Source organism: Pseudoalteromonas maris (genome assembly GCF_049257235.1).
In the GTDB taxonomy this organism is placed as follows: Bacteria; Pseudomonadota; Gammaproteobacteria; order Enterobacterales; family Alteromonadaceae; genus Pseudoalteromonas.
In genome coordinates this window covers 369039-392432 of the sequence record NZ_JBMMUF010000003.1, presented here as the reverse complement: position 1 = coordinate 392432, position 23394 = coordinate 369039, and the positions used below count along the sequence as shown (strand labels likewise).

General features: G+C 46.1%; 22 protein-coding genes. 12 read left to right on the top strand and 10 right to left on the bottom strand.

Annotated elements, in window-relative coordinates; all coding sequences use genetic code 11:
- Positions 1-14: 14 nt before the first annotated feature.
- Genes AAEU32_RS06805 through AAEU32_RS06790 form a run of 4 tightly spaced genes read left to right on the top strand, consistent with a single transcriptional unit; the run spans position 15 to position 5254 of the window.
- Complete coding sequence (locus tag AAEU32_RS06805; protein ID WP_421969771.1) at positions 15-2717, top strand: methyl-accepting chemotaxis protein; 2703 nt, start codon at positions 15-17, stop codon at positions 2715-2717.
- A 56-nt stretch (positions 2718-2773) separates the two neighbouring features.
- On the top strand, positions 2774-3598 hold the full coding sequence (locus tag AAEU32_RS06800; protein ID WP_421969770.1) for a CheR family methyltransferase: 825 nt from the start codon (positions 2774-2776) through the stop codon (positions 3596-3598).
- Positions 3595-4209 (top strand): chemoreceptor glutamine deamidase CheD, encoded by a 615-nt coding sequence (gene cheD, locus AAEU32_RS06795; protein WP_421969769.1) that lies wholly within the window; start codon positions 3595-3597, stop codon positions 4207-4209. Before AAEU32_RS06800 ends, cheD begins: the two co-directional genes overlap by 4 nt.
- Before the next feature lie 13 nt (positions 4210-4222).
- Positions 4223-5254, top strand: a complete 1032-nt coding sequence (locus AAEU32_RS06790; RefSeq protein WP_421969768.1) for a protein-glutamate methylesterase/protein-glutamine glutaminase — start codon at positions 4223-4225, stop codon at positions 5252-5254.
- On the opposite strand, the gene AAEU32_RS06785 is transcribed toward AAEU32_RS06790, so the two are convergent.
- Positions 5235-6272, bottom strand: a complete 1038-nt coding sequence (locus AAEU32_RS06785) for a polysaccharide deacetylase family protein (protein WP_421969767.1) — start codon at positions 6270-6272, stop codon at positions 5235-5237. The two genes, AAEU32_RS06790 and AAEU32_RS06785, sit on opposite strands and share 20 nt — an antisense overlap.
- Positions 6273-6314: 42 nt before the next feature.
- Here AAEU32_RS06785 and dinF point away from each other — a divergent pair, with 42 nt between their 5' ends.
- Complete coding sequence (dinF, locus tag AAEU32_RS06780; protein WP_421969766.1) at positions 6315-7586, top strand: MATE family efflux transporter DinF; 1272 nt, start codon at positions 6315-6317, stop codon at positions 7584-7586.
- Here the strand turns inward: dinF and AAEU32_RS06775 are convergent.
- Together AAEU32_RS06775 and nfuA are read right to left on the bottom strand one after the other, a co-directional pair.
- Positions 7531-7827, bottom strand: a complete 297-nt coding sequence (locus AAEU32_RS06775) for a hypothetical protein (RefSeq protein WP_421969765.1) — start codon at positions 7825-7827, stop codon at positions 7531-7533. The two genes, dinF and AAEU32_RS06775, sit on opposite strands and share 56 nt — an antisense overlap.
- The gene (gene nfuA, locus AAEU32_RS06770) at positions 7805-8380 is read right to left on the bottom strand and encodes a Fe-S biogenesis protein NfuA (RefSeq protein ID WP_421969764.1); all 576 of its coding nucleotides are present in this window, start codon (positions 8378-8380) and stop codon (positions 7805-7807) included. The genes AAEU32_RS06775 and nfuA overlap by 23 nt, the downstream gene beginning before the upstream one ends.
- A 150-nt stretch (positions 8381-8530) precedes the next feature.
- On the opposite strand from nfuA, the gene AAEU32_RS06765 reads away from it, so the two are divergent.
- Positions 8531-11086, top strand: coding sequence for a M14 metallopeptidase family protein (locus AAEU32_RS06765; RefSeq protein WP_421969763.1), 2556 nt, complete (start codon positions 8531-8533; stop codon positions 11084-11086).
- Positions 11087-11148: 62 nt separating this feature from the next.
- Here the strand turns inward: AAEU32_RS06765 and AAEU32_RS06760 are convergent, their stop codons facing one another.
- A complete protein-coding gene (locus AAEU32_RS06760) occupies positions 11149-11838 on the bottom strand; it encodes a ComF family protein (RefSeq protein ID WP_498049594.1) in 690 nt (229 codons plus the stop codon).
- An 82-nt stretch (positions 11839-11920) separates the two neighbouring features.
- Between AAEU32_RS06760 and bioH the strand changes: the two genes are divergently transcribed.
- The 3 genes from bioH to AAEU32_RS06745 all read left to right on the top strand — a co-directional run bounded on the left by bioH (position 11921) and on the right by AAEU32_RS06745 (position 13870).
- Positions 11921-12667 (top strand): pimeloyl-ACP methyl ester esterase BioH, encoded by a 747-nt coding sequence (gene bioH, locus AAEU32_RS06755; protein WP_421969761.1) that lies wholly within the window; start codon positions 11921-11923, stop codon positions 12665-12667.
- A gap of 97 nt (positions 12668-12764) precedes the next feature.
- Complete coding sequence (locus AAEU32_RS06750) at positions 12765-13073, top strand: hypothetical protein (RefSeq protein WP_421969760.1); 309 nt, start codon at positions 12765-12767, stop codon at positions 13071-13073.
- A gap of 5 nt (positions 13074-13078) precedes the next feature.
- Positions 13079-13870 (top strand): putative metalloprotease CJM1_0395 family protein, encoded by a 792-nt coding sequence (locus AAEU32_RS06745; RefSeq protein ID WP_421969759.1) that lies wholly within the window; start codon positions 13079-13081, stop codon positions 13868-13870.
- A 67-nt stretch (positions 13871-13937) separates the two neighbouring features.
- Here the strand turns inward: AAEU32_RS06745 and AAEU32_RS06740 are convergent, their stop codons facing one another.
- The 3 genes from AAEU32_RS06740 to AAEU32_RS06730 form a co-directional block, all read right to left on the bottom strand.
- On the bottom strand, positions 13938-16256 hold the full coding sequence (locus AAEU32_RS06740) for a Tex family protein (protein ID WP_421969758.1): 2319 nt from the start codon (positions 16254-16256) through the stop codon (positions 13938-13940).
- A gap of 135 nt (positions 16257-16391) precedes the next feature.
- Positions 16392-16970 (bottom strand): CBS domain-containing protein, encoded by a 579-nt coding sequence (locus AAEU32_RS06735; protein WP_421969757.1) that lies wholly within the window; start codon positions 16968-16970, stop codon positions 16392-16394.
- Between the two features lie 35 nt (positions 16971-17005).
- Entirely contained in the window at positions 17006-17320 is a 315-nt protein-coding gene (locus AAEU32_RS06730; RefSeq protein WP_421969756.1) for a hypothetical protein, read from the bottom strand.
- A gap of 74 nt (positions 17321-17394) precedes the next feature.
- Here AAEU32_RS06730 and greB point away from each other — a divergent pair, with 74 nt between their 5' ends.
- The 3 genes from greB to envZ all read left to right on the top strand — a co-directional run bounded on the left by greB (position 17395) and on the right by envZ (position 20021).
- On the top strand, positions 17395-17874 hold the full coding sequence (greB, locus tag AAEU32_RS06725) for a transcription elongation factor GreB (protein ID WP_421969755.1): 480 nt from the start codon (positions 17395-17397) through the stop codon (positions 17872-17874).
- 104 nt (positions 17875-17978) lie between these two features.
- Positions 17979-18698 carry an osmolarity response regulator transcription factor OmpR gene (ompR, locus tag AAEU32_RS06720; protein ID WP_421969754.1) on the top strand — a complete coding sequence of 240 codons (720 nt, stop codon included), beginning with the start codon at positions 17979-17981 and terminating at the stop codon, positions 18696-18698.
- Positions 18699-20021 (top strand): two-component system sensor histidine kinase EnvZ, encoded by a 1323-nt coding sequence (gene envZ / locus AAEU32_RS06715; RefSeq protein WP_421969753.1) that lies wholly within the window; start codon positions 18699-18701, stop codon positions 20019-20021.
- A gap of 139 nt (positions 20022-20160) precedes the next feature.
- On the opposite strand, the gene AAEU32_RS06710 is transcribed toward envZ, so the two are convergent.
- The 3 genes from AAEU32_RS06710 to hslR all read right to left on the bottom strand — a co-directional run bounded on the left by AAEU32_RS06710 (position 20161) and on the right by hslR (position 23274).
- Positions 20161-21699, bottom strand: coding sequence for a phosphoenolpyruvate carboxykinase (locus AAEU32_RS06710; protein ID WP_421969752.1), 1539 nt, complete (start codon positions 21697-21699; stop codon positions 20161-20163).
- 319 nt (positions 21700-22018) lie between these two features.
- Positions 22019-22864 (bottom strand): Hsp33 family molecular chaperone HslO, encoded by an 846-nt coding sequence (hslO, locus tag AAEU32_RS06705; RefSeq protein WP_421969751.1) that lies wholly within the window; start codon positions 22862-22864, stop codon positions 22019-22021.
- An 8-nt stretch (positions 22865-22872) separates the two neighbouring features.
- Positions 22873-23274: a ribosome-associated heat shock protein Hsp15 gene (gene hslR / locus AAEU32_RS06700; protein WP_421969750.1), complete on the bottom strand. Its 402-nt coding sequence runs from the start codon at positions 23272-23274 to the stop codon at positions 22873-22875.
- Between the last annotated feature and the right edge of the window lie 120 nt (positions 23275-23394).

Genomic DNA, 23394 nt, shown 5'->3' with positions numbered 1-23394 from the left:
GGGTGGGACTGAATATGGTCTGGTTTAGTAAGGAATCGAAAGATACAAGCGATGATGCAAGGGTGTTAGATGCATTGAAGCGCTCCCAAGCGGTGATTGAGTTCGAACCTTCGGGTACGATTATTACCGCCAATGATAATTTCCTTAATGTGATGGGTTATCGCCTCGATGAAATTCGCGGCCAGCACCACCGTATGTTTGTTGCCGCTAATGAAGCATCAAGCCCGGAATATGCACAGTTTTGGCAACGTTTAGGGCGAGGTGAATTCGCATCGGATGAATTCATGCGCATTACCAAAAGCGGCCAAGAAGTGTGGATTCAAGCATCTTACAACCCTGTGCTTGATGACCAAGGGCGCGTTGTCAAAGTTGTGAAGTTTGCCACTGACATAACGCAGAGCAAGCTGAGATCTGCCGACCTTGAAGGCCAAGCTAATGCCATTGGCCGCTCGCAAGCGGTTATAGAATTTGACCTTGATGGTAACATCCTCACTGCGAACGATAACTTCTTAGGTGCCATGGGCTACCAGCTTAATGAAATCAAAGGTCAGCATCACCGTATATTTGTGACTCCTGAATATGCCAACAGCAATGAATATCGCGAATTCTGGCAGCGTCTAGGACGAGGTGAATACGACAGTGGCCAATATCAGCGCGTGGGTAAAGGCGGTAAGGAAATTTGGATTCAGGCGTCTTACAACCCCATTGTAGATATGAATGGCAAGCCGTTTAAAGTGATTAAGTACGCGACCGACATTACGGAGCAAATTAACGAACAACGCAAAGCGCGTGAATCAGCGAAATTAGTCAGCGCACTTAAGGTTTGCCAAGCGAGCGTGATGATGGCCGACAACGATTTGAACATCGTTTATGTCAATGACCAAGTGGTTGAAATGTTGCGTAATCGCGAGTCGCAGATTCAAACGAAGCTACCTAATTTTAAAGTGAGCACGTTAATTGGCACATGTGTTGATGACTTCCACGCCAACCCAGCGCATCAGCGAGGTATGTTGGCTAACCTTCGCGAACCATATAAAACGCATTTGAAGCTAGCAGGGTTAACGTTCAGCTTGATTGCAACACCCTGGTTTGACATCGATGGCGAACGTCTCGGTACGATTGTAGAGTGGCAAGATATTACTGAAGAACTTGCTCGCTCTGAGAAAGAGAAACAGATTGCCAAAGAGAACCTGCGCATACGCCATGCACTCGATAACGTCGCAACCAATACTATGATGGCCGACGCTGAGCACAACATCATTTACCTTAACAAAGCGGTAATGAATATGTTGCGCACCGCAGAGCAAGACTTGCGTAAAGACTTACCTCACTTCGATAGCAATAATTTACTTGGGCAAAATATTGATATCTTCCACAAAAACCCAGCGCATCAGCGCGGCATGTTAGCAAAACTAACATCGACCTATCGCACGCAAATTGTTGTCGGTGGCCGTACCTTTGCTTTGATTGCTAACCCAATCATGACCGAAGAAGGTGAGCGTGCTGGCACGGTTGTAGAGTGGTCAGATAGAACCGCTGAGGTGGCAATTGAAGGTGAAATCAATACCTTGGTTAATGCCGCACGTGGTGGCGAACTCGATGCCCGTGTTGAAGTCACTGGGAAAGAGGGCTTCTTCTTACGCCTCACCGAAGGCCTTAATGAATTAGTCAGTGTGGTTGATGACGCCGTAGCAGAAACAGCGACCATGCTTGATGCGTTAGCTCACGGTGACTTGACCAAACGTATTGAACGTAACTTCCAAGGCGCCTTTGATAAACTCAAACGCGATGCTAACAGCACCGCAGACAAGCTTACCGAAGTGATTGACAAGGTGAGCGGTTCAGCCAACTTGGTAGCAACAGGTGCAGAAGAAATCTCCCAAGGTAATACCGACTTGAGTCAGCGTACTGAAGAGCAAGCATCATCGCTCGAAGAAACGGCATCAAGTATGGAAGAGATGACCAGTACGGTGCGTCAAAACGCCGATAATGCCAAAGTGGCCAGTGAGCTTGCATCACAAACGTGTGACAAAGCCAAACATGGTGGTGATGTGGTGAATCGCGCGGTCACAGGTATGGCTGAGATTAATGAATCGAGCAAGAAAATTGCAGACATCATTGGTGTTATTGACGAAATCGCCTTCCAGACTAACTTGTTAGCACTCAATGCTGCGGTAGAGGCTGCACGTGCGGGCGAACAAGGTCGCGGCTTTGCGGTTGTTGCCGGTGAGGTTCGTAATCTTGCGCAGCGCTCAGCAGGCGCCGCCAAAGAGATTAAAGAGCTGATCCGCGACAGTGTGAGTAAGGTGGAAGACGGCTCAACCTTGGTGAATGAGTCAGGTGCAACCTTACAAGACATCGTTGAGTCGGTGCAGAAGGTATCACAAATGATTGCCGACATTTCCGAGGCATCAGCAGAGCAAAGCTCAGGCATTGAGCAGGTGAATAAAGCGGTGGCACAGATGGATGAAATGACGCAGCAAAACGCGGCGCTTGTTGAGCAAGCATCTGCGGCCAGTGAATCTATGGCTGAGCAAGCAAATAGCATGCGTCAAATGCTGAGCTTCTTCTCTGTGAATATGTCGTCAGGGTTGCCTGATCATCGCCCCGCGGCACAGCCAGTGAAACGCTTAAGCAATAGTCCTTCTCCTTCAGGAGCAAAGCCACCATCAGGTAATAACTTTGTTGATGACGGCGATGAATGGGAAGATTTCTAACAAATAAGTTAGTCAATCAAATGTGCAGGCTTTGATACATTAGTAGAGATAGTTAAATGCCAGAATTTAGCTTTACGGATAAAGACTTTAAGAATATTTCTGAGCGTGTGTATCAAGCCTGTGGCATTGTTCTTGGCCCACATAAACGGGAAATGGTGTACTCCCGTTTAGCTAAGCGTTTACGTTTTTATGGCTTTACCCAATTCAACCAATATCTTGATTATCTTGATGGCAACAATGATGAGGAATTTAGCAATTTCATCAATGCCATCACGACCAACCTAACGGCATTTTATCGTGAGAAACACCATTTCGATTTTCTCGAAAAAGTGCTGCTACCAAAATTATTGAAAGACAATGCGTCGACACGAAAGATTCGTATTTGGTCGGCGGGTTGTTCTACCGGAGAGGAGCCTTATTCCATTGCTATGTCAGTGGCTAAAATATGTCCCCGCTCAGGATGGGATATAAAAATCCTTGCCACCGACTTAGACTCGAATGTGCTAGCAACAGCACAACAAGGCGTTTATAACCAGCGGCAGATTGACGGTATTCCAGACAACCTAGTACAGCAATGGTTTTTAAAAAGTAAGCATGGTGACCAACTTAAAGTGAAGCCAGGGCTACAAAAATACATCACTTTCAAACGTTTAAATTTGCTTGAACCTTGGCCTATGAAGGGCAAGTTTGATGTGATTTTTTGCCGCAATGTAGTGATCTACTTTGATAAAACCACCAAGGAATATTTATACGATCAGTTTGCAAATAGGCTTGCAAATCATGGGCATCTCTTTTTGGGTCACTCAGAGAGTATGGGCAAAGATCAGCACCAATTTCATAACCTCGGAAAGACCATGTATGCCAAGGCACATCATTCATGAACAAGTTTCAACCCACTTTGCGAGGGTTTGAGCACATCAAACGCTTTTGGGATAGCAGTCGTAACACGGTGATGGCTAAGGTATTACCCGGAGAGTTCTATGTGACAAAGCATGATGAGGTTATCTCTACAGTCTTGGGCTCATGCATCTCTGCATGTATTTACGACCCTGTGATGGGAATTGGTGGAATGAATCACTTTATGCTGCCGACATCACTTAAGTTAGATGATATAGACCCAGATAATACAGATTGCCGCTATGGTAACTGGGCGATGGAAATTTTACTTAATGAAATTATAAAAAATGGTGGAAACCGTCAGAACTTAAAAGTAAAACTGTTTGGCGGAGGGAAAATAATCCGCTCTATGACGGATGTCGGAATGGGGAATATTCGTTTTGCTAATGCCTATGTCCAAGAGGAAGGACTCAACTTGGTTGCACATGATGTCGGTGGACCGTGGCCAAGAAAAATTGTCTTTCATCCAGAAACAGGAAGTGTGAAGATGAAGAAGCTGCGCAACATGCACAATGACACGATACAAAAACGCGAGCTTAAATATCTGCACGACATTGAAACGCAAGATTCAGGCACTGATATTGAGTTGTTCTAGAGGTTTATAGCACATGATAAAGATACTGATAGTTGATGACTCACCGCTAATTCAATCCTTGCTTAAAGAGATTTTAAGCCAAGCGCCGGATATGCAAGTAGTCGGCTGCGCTAGCGATCCTTATCAAGCCCGCGAGATGATCAAACAACTGAATCCAGACGTGCTGACGTTAGATGTAGAAATGCCCAAAATGGACGGCATTAGTTTTTTGAAGAACCTAATGCGTTTGCGCCCCATGCCTGTGGTAATGATTTCCACACTCACCCAACAAGGTGCGCCTATTACTCTTGAAGCACTTGAAATAGGGGCGGTTGATTTTGTTGCTAAGCCCACCACCAATGTTGCTAACGAGCTGCATGCCTATACTGAACTGCTGCAGCAGAAAGTGCGCACAGCGGCGAGTGCAAATATTCGTCGTCGCCCTGTTGCAGCAAGTGCCCCCGCAAAACCACAGCAAGAAATCGAATTTCGGTTGAGTCATTTGGTAGCAATTGGCGCATCAACTGGCGGAACAGAGGCTATTAGAGAAGTGATCACGCGGTTACCGAAGAACTTTCCGCCGGTGGTGATCACACAACACATTCCTCCTGTGTTCAGTAACTCGTTTGCACAGCGTATGAATAGCCTATGTGCTATGCAGGTGCACGAGGCTGAAGATGGGCAAGTGATCAAAATAGGTAATATCTATATTGCCCCAGGCGGTGAGCATTTATTAATAAAGCGTGATGGCGGCAAGCTCGTGTGCAAGCTGTCACAAACACCCCCTGTAAACCGTCACCGCCCAGCAGTGGATGTGATGTTCGATTCAATTGTCGATCAAGGTTTAGCAAAGCGCACGTGTGCACTGTTACTTACCGGTATGGGAGCTGATGGAGCAAAAGGCCTGCTTAATCTCAGAGAAGCGGGCTCGGTCACAGCGGCACAAGACCAAGCTAGCTCTGTGGTATGGGGGATGCCTAAAGCTGCGATTGACTTAGGGGCAGCTCAGGCAACGTTGGCATTGAATGATTGTGCAGCGTGGCTCGTTAATCAGGCGAAGAAGTGATCACCCAGGGCTGAGAGAACCACAAATAGCGTCCAGGATTACGTTTATCTGGTGCAGTACAGTTGTAGCGTGAACGGCCCTTATTAAGCGCCTGCTTTGCACTCACAGTAACCTTATTTTTTCCTTCCCATGTCAGATTAGCCTGCCCTTGGCCTGATACATAGCAGGCAAATTGTCCTTGATTGAACGGGGTGTGGGCAAATTCAATGGTGATTTTTGGCTGCGTTTGCGACGTTACTGTGTCGCTGTAATCTAAAGAGGTAATGTCAAAAGGCAATGACTCTAACTTCGTACTAAGGGTCTGCAAATCAGCATAAAAGCCCGAGGCGGGGAAGCGAGGTAAGCGAGTGACATCATTGTGTGGGCCGAGCGCACCGGAGTGCTGGCCAATCCCCACATAACCTAACTCAGCAACAAGGTCTTGCAGTGCGCGGTTAAACTCGCCATAGGGATAGGCCAAGTATTTTAGGCTATAGCCTATCTCTTCTTCGATTCGTTTCTCAGCTGACACTATGTCTTGTTTGATGCGCTCACGCCATTGCGTTTGAGTCTCGCCATCTAATTTGTGATGTAAGTATTCATGGCGGCTACTGTGGTTTGCAATCAATGCCCCTTGTTTATCCAGTGTGCGCAATTGCTCCCACGTCATGACATAACCACGCTGTTCATCAATTAATGCTGGGTTTACAAAAATAGTGTAGGGGTAACCAAATTCAGCAAGAATAGGCGCTGCCTCTTCTATGTTGTTGTCGTAGCCATCATCGAACGTGATAGCGACGGTCTTATCAGGGAAGTCGGCATGCTCCCTTAGTCCTTCAAGTAAGGTGTCGAGCGCTATAACGTTATACTCATTTTGCTTTAAGTAAGTCAGGTGAGCGCGAAATGTATTGGCTTCTACGCTGGTAACCTTAGGTAAGCTTTCACTTACATGATGATACTGTAGAATAACCGCGGCATGCGCAGAAAAACCACACAGGGCTAGCACAGAGAAAAATACATGGGACCATTTTTTAAACATAAGAAAACTCACCATAAAAGCTTGTTGTTGCTTGCTGGGCCCATGATTCTATCGAACATTACCGTCCCTTTACTAGGTTTAGTCGATACAGCGGTTATTGGGCATCTTGGCAGTGCTCATTATTTGGCGGGGATTGCGCTTGGTGCAACAGTCATTTCGATGTTGTTTTGGTTAGCTGGATTTTTGCGCATGAGCACAACCGGGCTCATCGCCTCTGCATTTGGCGCACAAGATCATACCGAGCTGGTCACGGCGCTACAGAAAAGCGTGTTTTTAGCCTTGCTGGTGGCCTCGTTATTGATTGCTCTGCAAAGCCCTATCGCCATATTAATCGCCAAATTATCCAATGCGTCGCAGCAGACGTTAGAGCAGGCTTATGCCTATTTCCACATTCGTATTTACAGCGCCCCTGCGGCATTAACTAATCTTGTTCTGCTTGGGTGGATGCTCGGCGTGCAGTACGGACGAGGACCATTTCTGCTGGTGCTGTTGACCAATGTCGTTAACATCGTTCTTGATATCTTCTTTGTAGTTGGCCTCAACATGGAAGTAAAAGGTGCAGCGCTTGCCTCAGTCATAGCGGATTACACTGCCCTAGTTTTTGCTGTGTGGTTGGTATCGCGCTTGTTTGGCAAATTAAACTTAACGTGGCGCTGGTCGATGCCCGCACATTTACTGCAAATTGGTGCGTTGCTGCGTCTCAACGGTGATATCTTCCTACGCTCGCTCATGTTGCAGTTGTGTTTTAGTTTTATGACCTTTTATGGCGCGCGCATTGGTGATGTGGTGCTTGCTGCTAATGCTGTGCTGATGAACTTTCTATTATTAATTAGCTTTGCAATGGACGGCATTGCCTATGCGGCAGAAGCCAAAGTAGGCGGCGCCCGCGGCGCTAAAAAAGAAGCGGATGTGCGCATGTGGGTTGATATTAGTGTGCGCTGGGGAGTTATTTTTGCCTGTGTTTATGCCTTGGTGTTTATGCTGGGGGGAGCACAGGTTATTCGTCTACTCACAGATGTGCCTTCAGTGAATAATATGGCTGTGCAGTACTTGCCTTGGCTGATAGTCATGCCCCTGTTGGCAATGGCCTGTTTTATCTTTGATGGTGTGTTTGTTGGCTTAATGCGCGCGAAAGATATGCGCAATACCATGATTATATCTGCCTTGGGTGGTTTCTTTGGCGTATTTATATTGACCCAAAGTTGGGGGAATCATGGCCTATGGGCTGCGATGAGTACCTTTATGGCAATGCGTGGAATTACTTTGGTAGTTCGTTATCGTCAGCTGGTAAAGGCCCATCAGTTACTGAGATAACTTGGGCAAAGCGATTGGCAAAAATACCGATATAACCCCAAATAGCAAAAAACAGTGCGGGCGCGAGGACGACTAGACCAGGGATTTGCCACAAGGGCTCGTAGCGATAGCCAATATATATGAGTGCAACCGCGACTGCGAATAAGCCAATGCCTATAAAAAAGCGCTTTAGGCTCAGCTTGGGCTGGGAGCCCAAGCGATAAACCAAAGCTTTGAACTTAGTAGTATGAGTGTTCGCCACGGCTATGCTCAGTGATATCACGAACGCCGGTAATTTCCTCAAACTTGGCAATCATTTCTTTTTCAATGCCATCTTTGAGCGTCACATCAATCATTGAACACCCGTTACAACCACCACCAAATTGCAGCACAGCAATACCTTCAGCAGTAATTTCCACAAGTTGAACCTGACCGCCATGGTTGGCAAGCTGTGGGTTCACTTCGGTTACTAGCATGTGCTCAACGCGCTCTTCAAGTGACGCATTATCAGATAGCTTTCGAGCCTTAGCATTGGGTGCTTTAAGTGTTAACTGCGTGCCCATTTTGTCGGTAACAAAATCGATTTCTGCTTCTTCTAAGAAAGGCGCGCTTTCTTTGTCTACTACAGCGTCGAAACCGTTAAAGTTAAGGCGAATATCATCTTCCTCAACCGCATCAGCTGGGCAGTAAGACACGCCGCACTCAGCTTGAGATGTACCTGGGTTAACAACGAAAACGCGGATGTTTGTTCCATCTGCTTGTTCTGAAAGTAGTTTCGCAAAGTGACTTTGCGCAGTTTCTGAAATTGTGATCATAGTAACAACACTATACTTGACTATTTTACTCGGTTAATCGCTATGATACTCCGCTCGTCGCTTTGTCGCTAGTGTTGAACGTAAAAAGTTGGCTTAATTTTCAACCAATGGTAGCGTTGTCGCATGGTTTTTAAAGAGTAATTTATGCTAATGCGCTCAATATTTGTTTTTCTTTTTTTATCCCTATCTTCTTTCGTCAGTGCTAAGCCACTGAGTTATTATTTTGACGACACGATTACGTTTGACCCAAGTGTGCCAACACCGCAATCAGTATTGGGCTACAACGTGGGGGAGTGGCATGTACGTCACGACCAACTGGTGTACTACATGCGTGCATTGGCTGATAGCAGTGAACGTATCAATATCCAAACCATTGGTTATACCCATGAGCAACGCCCATTGGTAATGCTCACCATCGCTGCCCCTGAGCGACTTGCTAATATTGAACAGGTACGCAAAGCGCACTTGGCACAAGTGAATGGCGAGCAGCCAGTTGATACTAATGCACCAGCGATTATGTACATGGGTTACAGCGTGCATGGTAATGAACCTTCAGGTAGTAACGCTGCGTTGCTAGTTGCTTATTATCTGGCAGCAGCGCAAGATGAGCGAGTGCAAAAGTTATTGGCAGATACGGTAATACTGCTCGACCCTTCTTTGAATCCAGACGGTTTAGCGCGCTTTGCAAGCTGGGCTAACTCTAACCGAGCAATGGTGCCAAGCTCTGATCCCAGCACTCGAGAGCACAATGAGAATTGGCCAAGCAGCCGAACTAACCATTATTGGTTCGACTTAAATCGTGATTGGTTGTTGCTGCAACACCCCGAATCTCGTGCGCGCATCGCTCAATTTCAAGCGTGGCAACCGAATGTGTTGACTGACTTTCATGAGATGGGCCCAAATAGCACTTACTTTTTCCAGCCCGGCATTCCCTCGCGCAAAAACCCGCATACACCACAACAAAATGTGGATTTAACTAAGGCGATTGCACAGCATCATGCCCGCATTTTAGATAGCCACGAGCGCCTCTATTTTACCGAGGAAGCATTTGATGATTTTTATGTAGGCAAAGGGTCAACTTATCCTGACGTGAACGGCAGTGTGGGCATTCTATTTGAACAAGCAAGTAGCCGAGGTCATGTACAAGACACCATAAATGGCCGTTTGGAGTTTCCATTTACCATTAAAAATCAGTTATTAACTAACTTTTCTACTTTTGATGCGGTACTCGAAAATCGCCAAAAATTACTGGCTTATCAGCAAGACTTTTTCAAACAAGCCACTAAACTCGCTGAAAAAGACAAGATCAAAGGGTATCTGGTAAGCGCTCCAAAAGATGCAACTAGATTGAGATACTTTTTATCACTGCTTGAGCAGCATCAGGTGGATGCCTATGCCCTTACTGACAGTGTTACAGTAGACAAGCAGAAGTTTGCAGCGCAAAACACGTATTTTGTGCCGCTCGAGCAGCGTCAATATCGCTTAATTAAAGCGATGTTTAGTGAGCAGCAAAGCTTTATAGATAATACGTTTTATGACGTATCAGGCTGGACACTCGCGCACGCATTTAACCTCGAATTTAAACCGCTCGACAGTGTGTGGGGAGTGAGTGTTGCACAGCAAGCGTGGTCTTCAGAAGTGCAGCAACAGCAAGCCCAGCCATTGGCACGTCATTATGCTTATGCATTCGAATGGTTTGATTATGATGCCCCGAAATTACTCACCAAATTGTTACAAAACGGTATAGAAGCGCGTGTTGCTCTGGCTGAATTCACAGTAGATACAGCGGGCAAAAACAAAGCATTCGCAGCGGGTTCTATTGTCATTCCTGCGGGTGTACAAAAGCGAGATGACTGGTTAAAAGTGGTTGAGGACGTCAGTGCTCAGTTCCCTATCGCTATGCATGGCATTGAATCTGGCTTAACGAGACAGGGTATTGATTTGGGTTCTCGCCAGCTGGCTCCAGTGACCTTACCTAAAGTATTGTTGGTTGGCGGTCAGCCTGCGAGTCAGTACGAGGTGGGTGAGCTATGGTATTATCTCGACAGGCATGTTGGTTTAGCGCCGAGTATTATCGAAGCGGACAATCTCAACCGCGTGGATTTAGACAAGTACACACATATTGTATTTGCACATGGGCGTTACGCGGACTTGTCGAAAGGTTTCAAATCTAAGCTACAAAGCTGGGTAAATGAAGGCGGTGTTGTTTGGGGTCAAAAAGGGGGAGCGCAGTTTTTGGCTGATGAGCAAATCCTCAAGGCTACTTATCTTACACGCAAAGACATGGCTGCGTCGTTTTCCACTGAGGGCATGAATTACGGTGACAGAGATAAGTTGGCCGGTCAGCAACGTATCGCGGGAGCCATCTTTGCGAGCTCTGTCGACCTGACGCATCCGTTAAGCTACTCATTAACACGCGAACAGTTGCCTGTATTCAAAAACAGCACCTTCTTGCTCGAGCAGTCAGACTCGCCTTTTGTGAATGTGGCAACGTACACACAAAAGCCACTGCTTGCGGGCTTCACGCATGATAACAATGTCTCACAAATAGCCAATGGCGGTGCAGTGCTGGCGCACCGTGTTGGTCGCGGTGCGGTTGTAGCAATGAGCGATAACCCAGTATTTCGTGGCTTTTGGTATGGTACAAGTCGTATCTTCAGTAATGCCTTATTCTTTGGTGAACACATAGAAGCGGATGCGCCTTAGCATTCGCATATATGAGTGGATGTATTAAAAGCCGACCTTTAAAGTCGGCTTTTTCATGCATGCTACTCTTTGGGAGTGAGGCATACCACCCACACAGCAACGCTTGCGGCGTTAGCATCTTTGAGCAGTTTTGCTACCGTATTGGCGGTGGAGCCTGTTGTTAAAATGTCATCTACCAAAACAACGTGCTTATTCGAGACATCGCCATGTAGTTTAAAAACATGCTTCAGATTTTTGCGTCGCTGCGCTGCATTAAGTGAAGCTTGCGGATGAAATGAGTGCGAGCGAGATAGTAAGTTGGTCATGAATAACTCGTTGGGAAGCGCGTGCTGCCACAATGAGGCTACCTGATTAAAACCTCGCCAGAGTAGTTTTGCAGGAGCGCAAGGGACAGGACTGATGATATCTGGCCATTGCCAGTTAGGGGTTGTAGAGGCGTGTGCTAAGTGTTGGACAATTAGTTGGGTTATTGCCTTTTGATAATACATGCGCTGTTGATATTTGAGCCGTTTTAGCCAAATCGACAGCGGTGGCTTATACCAGTCTACTGCAAAGAGTTTATCAATATTGGGTAGTGTAAACTGACGCTGAATATCAGCTCGAGTCAGAAGATTGCATGAGTTGTTTGCATCAATGCCTGTGAAAGACATGCAGCAAGAGCTGCAGAGCTGTTGTCCATTATTTACTCCCTGATGGCAAAGCAGGCAGTATTGAGGAAAGAGCCATGCGGCGAATTTCCTGTATGCGTCCATTGCATAACCTCATATTCCCGTTAATAATGCCTGTGTTTAGTCACAGGTTAGTCATTCAAGCATAGTTGATTGGGATAGGTAAATGCAGAAACAGTTGGTATTACTCCATGGTTGGGGAATGAACCGCGAAGTGTGGGATCTTATTGAGCCAGAGTTGAGTTTCATTTTCGACGGGGAAGTGAAAGCCCTAGATTTGCCTGGATATGGATATCATCAGATCGATAAAGCCGCGAATTACACCTGCGATTTAGCTGGAATGGCGAAAAAGCTTGCTGAACAAATACAGGATGGCAGCGTTATTGCTGGCTGGTCACTTGGCGGCTTGGTGGCACTTTATCTAGCCCATTTTTATCCTAAAAAAGTAAGCAAAGTCATACTGATAGCATCTAGCCCGTTTTTTGCTCACAGTGATGACTGGCCAGGCATCAAGCTAGATGTATTGGAGTTGTTTAACAAACAGCTGACCGAGAACAGTGCTAAAACGATAGAACGCTTCCTAGCTATTCAAGCGATGGGCAGTCAGTCTGCACGACAAGACATCAAAGAGCTAAGAGCGCTCATAGGGCAAGCACCGGCTACAGATAGCGAGGTTTTAAAGCAAGGGTTAGACATACTTGAACATCATGACTTGCGCGGTGAATTTGCCAGCCTGAGTCAGCCAATTGGTGCTATTTTTGGCCGTTTAGATGCGTTGGTTCCTTACAAAGCGATTGGAAAAATGCAGCAGCTGCGCCCGCAACTAAATATCGCAGTGATTGATAAGGCCTCGCATGCGCCTTTTATTTCTCACAAAGAAGAATTTATAGCCGCTTTTAAATCAATGCTTTGAAGCCAGTCCCCTTTATAGAGAGCGCTTTCGCTTTATTTAGTATGATTTTTGCGCAATAATGATAAAAAGTGTATCAGTTTGAGTGTGAGGATAGCGTATGCCTATTGGATCTGTTTTCAATAATGGTGTTGAAGGCTTTAGCCGCGCTCAACAGGACGTTGAACGTGCAACGGTTAATATCAACCGTGCCACCACCGAGCAACAAGACCAGCAAGAATTGCAAAATGCTCGCCAGCTTCAAGGCGCAGGCAGTAATGAAGCCATCACAGCACCCGTTGCTCAAACCCCTCGTATTGAAGAAGAAGTGGTGAACCTCAAAGTGGCAGAGTTCAGTGCCAAAGCAAATGCGCGCAGCATTCAAACCGCCGATGAGGTGCTAGGCACCATCATTGATATTCGTGCTTAGTTACCATGAACATCGTCACGCCATACCCCGCTATCAATCTAAACACCGCGAATGTTTATACCGAAAGTGCGCGTCGCGATAATCAACTTCGTGAGGTGATTCCCGCGCCTCAAGCACTCAATAAAAGTGCGACTGAGAACAAATCTGCCAGTGATGCAGATAAAGCCAAAGCCCCCGGACAAACAAAAGAATCCCAAGACTCGTTAAAGCCGCAAAACGAAGAGCAGCGTGCTGTTGGAGAGCGTGACGACGAATCGTCACAGCAAGACTCATCTCGCCAAGACGAGCAGCAACAAAAAGAGCAACAGCAAATCGAGGAGCTCAGTTCGCGCGACTCTGAAGTGCGCTTACACGAGCAAGCACATGCAACCGTGGGTGGGCGCTATGCCGGATCACCCAGCTATGAATTCCAGCGTGGCCCTGATGGCAAAAACTATGCGGTGGGTGGTGAAGTGCAAATCGATGTTGCGGCGGTACCAGGCGATCCTCGTGCCACCATTGAGAAAATGCAGCAAGTACGGGCAGCCGCTTTAGCCCCTGCAGAGCCCTCAGCAGCCGATCGAGCGATTGCACGTGACGCCACACAAAAATTGGTGCAAGCGCAAACAGAGTTAGCGAGCCAAACCAAAGAAGAAGCGCAAAGTGGCGATGACGACAAACCGGCATACTCAGTGAGTGAGCCGCCAAAGCGTTTTACCCGTGAAGACGCGGTTGAATCACGAGCGCTGCGTATCGCAGACTTTTATCAGCAAGTGAGTAAGCCTTCGGAGTTGTCGGCGGTATCGACGCAGGTTTAGACCTTCAAAGCCAAAACAAAAAAACGCAGCCTAAGCTGCGTTTTTTAATATGTTTACAAGCCACTGCTTACTTCTTCAACTTTGCAAAGGCTTCAGCAAACGCATTGCCCATTGCCGCGTTGCCTTGATCTTGGCGGTTGCGACTTGGTCCTTTGGCTTTGGGCGTTGAGCCTTTTTTGGCAGCAGGTTTGTGCTCTGGTTTAGCTGAGCTGGCAGGCACTTCATCGTTTAATCGCATCGTGAAACTAATGCGTTTACGCCCAGTATCTACTTCTAGCACCTTCACTTTGACAATGTCTCCAGCTTTGACCACTTCGCGAGGGTCGCTGATGAATTTGTCAGTCAGCGCTGAGATATGTACTAGACCATCTTGGTGTACGCCTACATCTACAAAAGCGCCAAAGTTGGCTACGTTTGACACCACTCCTTCGAGTACCATACCCGGTTTGAGGTCGTTGATTGTTTCAACACCGGCTTTGAATTCTGCAGTTTTAAACTCAGGGCGTGGATCTCGACCTGGCTTATGGAGCTCACTGATGATGTCGGTAACCGTAGGTAAACCGAATTGCTCATCGGTATAATCTTGAGGGTTAAGAGATTTTAATACCTGACCATTGCCGATGAGTGCAGATATATCTTGATCATTTGCAGCACAAATATTCTTCACCACTGGATATGCTTCAGGGTGAACCGCAGACGCATCAAGTGGATCTGAGCCATTTACTATGCGCAAGAAACCGGCACTTTGCTCAAACGCCTTAGGGCCTAAGCGCTCTACTTTCTTCAGCTGGCTGCGATTGGCAAAGGCGCCATTGCTATCACGGTAATTGACAATGTTCTGCGCCAAAGTTTTATTCAAGCCTGAAACACGAGTAAGTAGCGGAACTGACGCTGTATTTACGTCAACACCGACTGCGTTTACACAGTCCTCAACAACTGAAGTCAGTGTTTGTCCTAGTTGGCTTTGCGATACGTCATGCTGGTATTGACCCACACCAATAGATTTAGGCTCAATTTTTACTAGCTCTGCAAGAGGGTCTTGTAAACGACGAGCGATCGATACAGCACCACGTAGCGATACGTCAAGATCTGGGAATTCTTGGGCCGCGAACTCAGAGGCAGAATACACAGACGCGCCTGCTTCGCTGACCATGATCTTATTCATTTTCAATTCCGGCACGCTTTTCACCAACTCGCCAACGAGTTTGTCACTTTCACGGCTAGCTGTACCGTTGCCGATGGCAATAAGCTCCACCTTATGCTGACGACATAGCTGCTCTAATGTGCGCAGTGATTTTTCCCACTGGTTTTGAGGAGCATGCGGGAAGATGGTGTTGGTCGCTAATAGCTTACCTGTTGCGTCTACAACGGCAATTTTACACCCAGTGCGCAGACCAGGGTCGAGCCCTAGTGTTACTTTGGCACCCGCAGGAGCAGCCATTAGTAAATCTTTTAAGTTCTTTGCAAACACATCAATTGCGCCGGTTTCAGCCAGCTCACGCATTGAGGCTAAAAACTCGTTTTCTAAGTGCAAAGATAACTTCACCTTCCACGTCCACTGTGCAACTTGGGCCAGCCACTTGCTTGCAGCTTTACCTTCAATCGATAAGTCAAAGTGTTGGGCAATCATGTTTATACACAAGGCGTGGCCGTCTTCACTTTGGGCATCAGGGTTGATGTTGAGGTTTAACACACCTTCATTGCGAGCGCGCAGCATTGCAAGCGCGCGGTGTGATGGGATTGAGCCAATCGCTTCACTGTGTTCGAAATAATCTTGGTACTTAACACCTGCTTTCTCTTGGCCCGCGATAACGGAGCTAGTGATATGCCCGTGTTGTTTAATTTGTTGGCGCAACTTCGCTAGTAACTTGGCATCTTCAGCAAATCGCTCCATCAAAATGTAGCGCGCACCATCTAGAGCTGCCTTGGTATCAGCAATGCCTTTATCGTTGTTAATGTATTGGGCTGCTTGGATTTCTGGGTCAAGATCCGGGTCTGCGAGTAAAGATTCAGCAAGAGGTTCAAGCCCCGCTTCTATCGCTATTTGCCCTTTGGTACGACGTTTGGGTTTATACGGAAGGTATAAATCTTCTAATTCTGTTTTTGTTGTCGCTGCATTGATCTCAGCCTGTAACTGAGGCGTGAGTTTCTCTTGGTCATCAATAGTTTTGATAATGAACTGGCGGCGTTCTTCTAGTTCGCGAAGGTAACCTAAGCGCTGCTCTAGAGTGCGTAATTGTGTGTCATCCAAACCACCTGTTACTTCTTTACGATAGCGCGCAATGAAGGGGACGGTGGCACCTTCATCGAGAAGCTTGGTTGCTGCTAGCACTTGTTGCTCTTGTGCCTGCAACTCTTGTGCAAGCATCATGGTGATATTACCCATTAAAAACCTTTTATTGTCATGCTCATCATCAGAGCGAGTAACCAGTAAATTAACAGGATAATATCACAGCTACTTATGAACAGAAGGGCAAATTTCGCCATCCTTGGCGACTCGTAATAGGAATGTAACTAACTCTTAATGAGGATGTTCAACACTTGCCACTACATCATGGAAAGATTGAGCGACAGGAGTGATATCTAAGGCGATCCCTAACTCTTTGGCAATCTTACGCGCGCAGAAAACGCCGCGAATATGGGCATTTTCACTGACTAGAAGGTAAAAACTGCCAGTATGCTCCATGGTTGTCAGTACCGTACCTAGATTGGTGTTAGCAACACTTTTCATCGCAACGCAAGGTAAGGTATGAACAGAACGCATTACATCATGAACCAGTAATTCACTGGGCTTTAAGCCCATCTGTAGTGCTTGAGTCGTGACGCGAACACTTTGCAGCTCGACACTCGATGTAACACCGATGAGCTTGTTTTGCTCATCAACAACAAGTAATGCATCGGTAGGCGTTGCGCTGGCGAGCTTTCTAGCTGCGAGAATCGGAGTATCAGCTTGAATGCACACCGGAGTCTGCATAGTGAAGTCTTGTAATAAAGTGTTTGCTGGACTGCTCAATTCAAGAGCGTGTTCATTTTCAGTCAATTGGGCGATTGGTGCGCCATCAACAACATGATGAGTGCGCAAAAATGTGTAATTAGTCATGATAATTCTCCAAAAAAATGTAATAAAAACAGATTTTAAGAGAAGTACGGTGGTGCTCTTTGATGGGCTACGCGGATGGCCTGAGCAACAGGCACATCTGATGGCTCAGTAGATGGTTGCTGATAACCATGACTTTGGCGTAATGTTGAGTTACTTATGGGGTGTTCAGGATCGTTATCATCATCCGCTTCTTGGTTTGCATATTGTGATGAGTCGACCTCAATAGTCAGTGTATACTGATCAGCAGCAACAGGTGCGTTTGCAAAAAGGTGAGTACTGGCAACTAAACCAGTGAACGCAAACAAACTGAATAAAAATAGTAGGGTGTATTTCATGTTGCACTTGCGCATATCAACACCTACCTCTTAGTTACTACCTGCTGTAACTATGGTCCTGTTAAAATGAACAAAAACTGAACCGAAGAATGAAAACAAAATTAATTACCCGCAAAGGTTACCAACAGCTGCAAAGTGAATTAGATCATTTATGGCGAACTGAGCGCCCTGAAGTGACCAAAAAAGTCGCGTGGGCTGCAAGTTTGGGCGATCGTTCTGAGAATGCCGACTATCAATATAATAAGAAAAGATTACGAGAAATTGACCGCCGTGTACGTTATCTGCAAAAGCGTTTAGATGAATTGCGAATCGTTGATTACAGCCCTGAGCAAGAGGGGAAGGTATTCTTTGGTGCATTTGTTGAAGTCGAAGATGAAAACGGTGAAACGCTGAACTTCCAAATAGTTGGCCCAGATGAAATATATGACAACAAAGGTGTTGTATCGATTGATGCCCCTATGGCACGCGCGTTGTTAAAAAAGGAAGTAGATGATGAAGCATGGGTCAGTACACCCAGCGGTCGTAAGGTCTGGTATATCAATCGGATAAGCTATAACGTTGGCGAATAACCAATTTGACAACAAATGTAACAATCTTATTGAGACTCAACATTTCCCAAGTCCATGAATTCGCTTATAGTTAAGGTCACAACAAGAAAAATTAAGCAATTATCATGGGACAAGAAACAACAAAAATTCTCGTAGTGGATGACGATATGCGTCTGCGCGCGTTGCTTGAGCGCTACTTGGTAGAGCAAGGCTTTATTGTGCGCAGTGCGGCAAATTCAGAGCAAATGGATAAACTGCTAGAGCGCGAAAACTTCCATTTAATGGTTCTTGATCTCATGTTGCCAGGTGAAGATGGTTTATCTATTTGCCGTCGTTTACGTCAAAAAGAGAATGAAATCCCGATTGTAATGCTCACCGCCAAAGGTGATGAAGTTGATCGTATCATTGGATTAGAGTTAGGTGCGGATGACTATATTCCCAAACCATTTAACCCACGAGAGCTTTTAGCGCGCGTTAAAGCAATTTTAAGACGCCGAGCCAAAGAAGTGCCCGGGGCACCTGCAGCTGAAGAAAACCAAGTCAAGTTTGGTGATTTTGCGTTGAACTTAGCGACGCGCGAAATGACCCGTGGCGATGAAGTGATTTCCCTCACAAGCGGTGAGTTCGCCGTACTAAAAGCATTGGTTTCACATCCTCGTGAACCGCTAAGTCGCGATAAGCTTATGAACCTTGCGCGAGGACGCGACTACAGTGCGCTAGAGCGTAGTATCGATGTTCAAGTATCGCGTTTACGTCGAATGATCGAAGCCGACGCTGCAAACCCTCGTTATATACAAACTGTGTGGGGGCTAGGCTACGTTTTCGTACCTGATGGCAATAACTAAATGGGTATATTTCCAAGGAGCGCATTCGGGCAAACCGTATTTTTGGTGGGTGCGCTCTTACTTATCAACCAAATCGTTTCATATGTCGCTGTAAGCTTCTATGTGGTCAAGCCCACCATAGAGCAAGTAAACATTATGCTTGCGAAGCAAGTGAAAACAGTCTTTATTGGCCGTGATGATGGCATTGAAGTTAGCGAAGAGGTGTCCAAGAAGTTTTTCGAAGTCACTGGTATAGAAATACTGACGCAGCGTGAAGCCTACATCAATGGTCTTGGTCAAGCACGTGAATATTCAATGTTGTCTAACATCATGTCAGAGCAGCTTAAAGGCTCTGCACGTGTGCGTATTAGCCAAACTAACCCACTGGTTTATTGGATTGAGCCACCACAAGCACCAGGCTATTGGGTTAAGGTGCCACTTTCTGGTTTTACAGAAGCAAACATAGAGTTCCTCACATTTTATCTCACCAGTATCGGCTTTTTGAGTGTGCTTGGCGGATGGCTGTTTGCACGGCATTTGAACCGTCCGCTTAAGGCGTTACAAGAAGCAGCAACGAAAGTGAGTAAAGGAGACTTTAGTACCGTCGTAAACGAAGAGGGGGCGACGGAGATGGTGGAGGTAACCAAAGCCTTTAACCAGATGTCGCGCAGTATTGCAGCTCTAGAGCAAGACCGGCGATTGCTTATGGCCGGTGTGTCTCACGATTTGCGTACACCTCTTACTCGTATTCGTCTGGCAACGGAAATGATGTCTGACGATGAAGACTACTTACGTGAAGGTATCATTCATGACATTGAGGACATGAATGCCATTATCGACCAATTTATCGAGTATCTGCGCCATCATGATAAAGGCGATTATCAACCTGAAGATCTCAATGCCTTGGTATCTGAAGTAGTGCATGCTGAGCAGCAGCATGGTCGCCAGCAAGAGGGAAGAGAAATTACCTGTGAACTTAATCCGAGTTTGCCAAATGTGCCTATGAGCAACGTTGCGATTAAGCGAGTGCTCACTAATATGATTGAGAATGCACTGCGTTACTCCGATGACGCCATTGCAGTATCAACTCATTATTGTCTTCGTAAAACGCATGTATGTGTGAGCGTGAAAGACCGCGGTCCTGGCATTCCAGAGTCTGAGCTGGAAAAAGTGTTTGCACCATTTACACAAGGCGATCAGGCGCGCGGAAGTGAGGGGAGCGGCTTAGGTTTGGCTATCATTAAACGCATTGTCACTATGCATAATGGTCGTGTAGAGCTTAAAAATCGCGAACACGGCGGCTTATGTGCCACCATCTTCTTGCCAATTAAGCACCCACAATAACACCCTTACCATGTGATATATGTGCGATGCCGTTTGTCTCTAAGTTCAGATACTTTTTGCTTCGCCATGAAAAACGCCAGCATATGCTGGCGTTGGTGTTGAATTCTCAGCGCAATGGCTAAGTTAAATAAGCTTTCCCTTAGCTTTTAGGGCCAGCTTGTTTAATTGCGTCAGACACATCGTACTTAGCAAAGTTTTCACTGAAATCAGATGCTAGTTTCTGTGCGTATTCTGCGTACTTTTCTTTGTCAGCCCATGTGTTGATTGGGTTAAGTACTTGGCTATCTACACCCGGTACTGCAACTGGAACATCAAGGTTTAACACGTCAATATGTTGTGTTTCAACATCTGCTAATGCGCCAGATACGATTGCATCAACAACAGCGCGAGTTGTAGGGATGTCAAAGCGTTTACCAACACCGTAAGGACCACCAGTCCAACCCGTGTTTACAAGGTACACTTTAGCGCCAAACTCACGTACACGTTTCATTAGTAGCTCAGCATAAACACCTGCTGGGCGAGGGAAGAAAGGTGCGCCGAAACAGGTAGAGAATGTTGACTCGATATCAGATGTTGAGCCGATTTCCGTTGAACCTACTTTTGCAGTGTAGCCACTTAGGAAGTGATAAGCCGCAGCTTCTTCGCTTAGCACTGATACTGGAGGTAGTACGCCACTTACGTCACAAGTAAGGAACACTACTGCTTTTGGCTCACCTGCACGGTTCTCAACTTTACGCTTGGCTACGTGCTCTAGCGGGTATGCTGCACGCGTGTTCTGCGTCAGTGATGAATCTGTGTAGTCTGGTGTACGAGTATCGTCTAGTACCACGTTTTCAAGGATTGTACCGAAACGAATTGCGTCCCAAATAACTGGCTCGTTTTTCTGAGATAGGTCGATACATTTTGCGTAACAACCGCCTTCGATGTTGAATACGCTGCCAGGTGCCCAACCGTGCTCGTCATCACCAATTAGGAAACGGCTCGGATCAGCTGAAAGTGTTGTTTTACCCGTGCCTGATAGGCCGAAGAATAATGCTGTATCACCTGCTTCACCCACGTTTGCAGAGCAGTGCATTGGCAATACACCTTTTGCAGGAAGTAGGAAGTTCTGAACAGAGAACATTGATTTTTTCATCTCACCTGCGTAGTGCATGCCTGCTAGCAATACTTTACGCTCAGCGAAGTTGATGATTACCGTTCCGTCACTGTTAGTGCCATCACGCTCAGGCTCACAAACGAATGATGGTACGTTCAAGATTTGCCATTGAGGCATGTTCGCATGATTGAAACGCTCTGGCTCGATGAACATGTTTTTTGCAAACACGTGGTGCCAAGCTGTTTCAGTGGTTACAACGATTGGTAAATAGTGCTCTGGATCTGCACCTACTTCTAAGTGAGATACAAAGTGGTCGTTTTGCTTAACGTGGTTTTCAACACGTTCCCAAAGAGCATTGAACTTGTCAGCGTCGAAAGGACGGTTAACGTTACCCCATTGGATGTCGTTTTCAGTGCTAGGCTCTTTTACGATAAAACGATCGTTAGGAGAGCGGCCAGTACGACGACCAGTCTTAGCTACGAAAGCTCCATTAGCAGCAAGTGAGCCTTCACCACGGCGAATTGCCTGCTCGATTAGTTCTGCAGTTGTAAGATCAACAAAACGAGTAGCGCTTGAAGTCATTTTTTTACCTAAAAGTTGTGAGAGATTGAACGGGTTAATCTAAAGCTGTGTGAGAGTGCTTTATGCGAATTATAGTAACAGATGGTTTATGCTTATACGAGCTTTGAAGTGCCTAAAAATGGCAGTTTTAGATGAAAAAACATGAATAATTTCAGTGATACCGGTGTCATGAAAAATACATGTTTCGTTGATACCGGTGTCATAAATTTGTACAAAAAAACTCGGGTTTTAAAGGCCCGAGTTTTTTATTAATACGAAAGGCGTAAATTGATCAGTTTACTGCCTATGCTTTACCTTTATTGGGTAAATGTATGAATGATTAATTAAAAATTGCTTTGACCTGCTCTTCGTCAAATCGGTAATCGGTCATGCAATAATGACAGCTAATCACAATCTCACCATTTTGCTGAACATCTGCAAGCAATTCGTCTTTGCCAATGTTCACAAGTGCATCAATTGTTTTATCGCGGCTGCAGGTACACTTAAATTGTACCGGCTGTGGTTCAAACAGTTGAGGATTGTCTTCATGGTACAAACGCGTGAGCACGGTCTGGGCATCTAGATTCAGCAATTCATCTTCTGTCACGGTATCGCTCAGGGCTTCAAGATGGCTAAAATCGGCTTCTGATTTCTCTTTATCAACTGGAAGAACTTGCAAGAACAGGCCTGTTGCCTTTTCCGCACCTTCAGTTACATCTGTTGCAAACCACATCCGAGTTTGCAGTTGCTCTGATTGCACGAAATATTGCTCTACGCATTTAGCTAAGGTGTCGTGTTCGAGCGGCACGATACCCTGATAGCGCTCACCTTTAACAGGTGTGATGGTAATGATCATGTGGCCTTTACCCATCAACTCTAGCAGGTTGTCGCTGTTTACTTCACCTTGAAGGCGCGCAACACCGCGCATGTTTTGTTCATGATCGCCATTAATAGCGGCAAACTTTACTGGGCCATCACCTTGGATTTGTACATTGATGTGGCCTTGGAATTTTAAGGTGGCGGTGAGTAATGAAGTGGTAACGAACAATTCACCTAATAGCTTTTTAACTGGGTCTGGGTAATTGCGACCTTCAACCATTTTGCTGAAGGCTTCACTCACTTGCACTAGCTCGCCACGGACGTCGAGCTTATCGAAAATATAGCGGTGTAATAAATCTTGCTGCATGTGTTTCTCTATTTAGCTTTTAACTTCATCAGTTCACGGCGCTGCTTTTTGTCAGGCTTGTGATCTGGATGCGGTGCAAAGAAGGCGTTATTTTTCCGAGCTAGCGCATTTTCTTCGCGTTTTTGCTTACTTTGCTCTGTTTCCTCATAGCAAGTCACAGCAATGGGGGCGGCGACCCGTTTTTCAAGCAATTTTAGCACAGTAATGTGTTTCTCATCGAAGCCTTGTGCGAGGCGAATTTGGGCGCCGACATCAACCTGCCTGCTAGGTTTGCAGCGTTGGCCGTTGTAATGCACTTTACCGCCTTGCACCATTTCTCTGGCAATAGAGCGAGTTTTGTATAGACGAACCGCCCATAGCCACTTGTCTAATCGTATACCTTGCGTTTGCGGAGCAGGATTCTTTGCCACGATATTTGCTCTAAACTTTACAAAAATGCGAGGGGCGAAATTTACCATAGATGCAGATGCAAAAAAAGTTGGCAACTTTGACATACACTTGTTGTAGATATGGTTTACGCATTGCTCCAT

What these genes read in the sequence shown, in the direction of transcription:
- AAEU32_RS06805 (WP_421969771.1), top strand. Translation starts at nt 15, where the DNA reads ATGGTCTGGTTTAGTAAGGAATCGAAAGATACAAGCGATGATGCAAGG.
- AAEU32_RS06800 (WP_421969770.1), top strand. Translation starts at nt 2,774, where the DNA reads ATGCCAGAATTTAGCTTTACGGATAAAGACTTTAAGAATATTTCTGAG.
- cheD (WP_421969769.1), top strand. Translation starts at nt 3,595, where the DNA reads ATGAACAAGTTTCAACCCACTTTGCGAGGGTTTGAGCACATCAAACGC.
- AAEU32_RS06790 (WP_421969768.1), top strand. Translation starts at nt 4,223, where the DNA reads ATGATAAAGATACTGATAGTTGATGACTCACCGCTAATTCAATCCTTG.
- AAEU32_RS06785 (WP_421969767.1), bottom strand. Translation starts at nt 6,272, where the DNA reads ATGTTTAAAAAATGGTCCCATGTATTTTTCTCTGTGCTAGCCCTGTGT.
- dinF (WP_421969766.1), top strand. Translation starts at nt 6,315, where the DNA reads ATGATTCTATCGAACATTACCGTCCCTTTACTAGGTTTAGTCGATACA.
- nfuA (WP_421969764.1), bottom strand. Translation starts at nt 8,380, where the DNA reads ATGATCACAATTTCAGAAACTGCGCAAAGTCACTTTGCGAAACTACTT.
- AAEU32_RS06765 (WP_421969763.1), top strand. Translation starts at nt 8,531, where the DNA reads ATGCGCTCAATATTTGTTTTTCTTTTTTTATCCCTATCTTCTTTCGTC.
- AAEU32_RS06760 (WP_498049594.1), bottom strand. Translation starts at nt 11,838, where the DNA reads ATGGACGCATACAGGAAATTCGCCGCATGGCTCTTTCCTCAATACTGC.
- bioH (WP_421969761.1), top strand. Translation starts at nt 11,921, where the DNA reads ATGCAGAAACAGTTGGTATTACTCCATGGTTGGGGAATGAACCGCGAA.
- AAEU32_RS06750 (WP_421969760.1), top strand. Translation starts at nt 12,765, where the DNA reads ATGCCTATTGGATCTGTTTTCAATAATGGTGTTGAAGGCTTTAGCCGC.
- AAEU32_RS06745 (WP_421969759.1), top strand. Translation starts at nt 13,079, where the DNA reads ATGAACATCGTCACGCCATACCCCGCTATCAATCTAAACACCGCGAAT.
- AAEU32_RS06740 (WP_421969758.1), bottom strand. Translation starts at nt 16,256, where the DNA reads ATGGGTAATATCACCATGATGCTTGCACAAGAGTTGCAGGCACAAGAG.
- AAEU32_RS06735 (WP_421969757.1), bottom strand. Translation starts at nt 16,970, where the DNA reads ATGACTAATTACACATTTTTGCGCACTCATCATGTTGTTGATGGCGCA.
- AAEU32_RS06730 (WP_421969756.1), bottom strand. Translation starts at nt 17,320, where the DNA reads ATGCGCAAGTGCAACATGAAATACACCCTACTATTTTTATTCAGTTTG.
- greB (WP_421969755.1), top strand. Translation starts at nt 17,395, where the DNA reads ATGAAAACAAAATTAATTACCCGCAAAGGTTACCAACAGCTGCAAAGT.
- ompR (WP_421969754.1), top strand. Translation starts at nt 17,979, where the DNA reads ATGGGACAAGAAACAACAAAAATTCTCGTAGTGGATGACGATATGCGT.
- envZ (WP_421969753.1), top strand. Translation starts at nt 18,699, where the DNA reads ATGGGTATATTTCCAAGGAGCGCATTCGGGCAAACCGTATTTTTGGTG.
- AAEU32_RS06710 (WP_421969752.1), bottom strand. Translation starts at nt 21,699, where the DNA reads ATGACTTCAAGCGCTACTCGTTTTGTTGATCTTACAACTGCAGAACTA.
- hslO (WP_421969751.1), bottom strand. Translation starts at nt 22,864, where the DNA reads ATGCAGCAAGATTTATTACACCGCTATATTTTCGATAAGCTCGACGTC.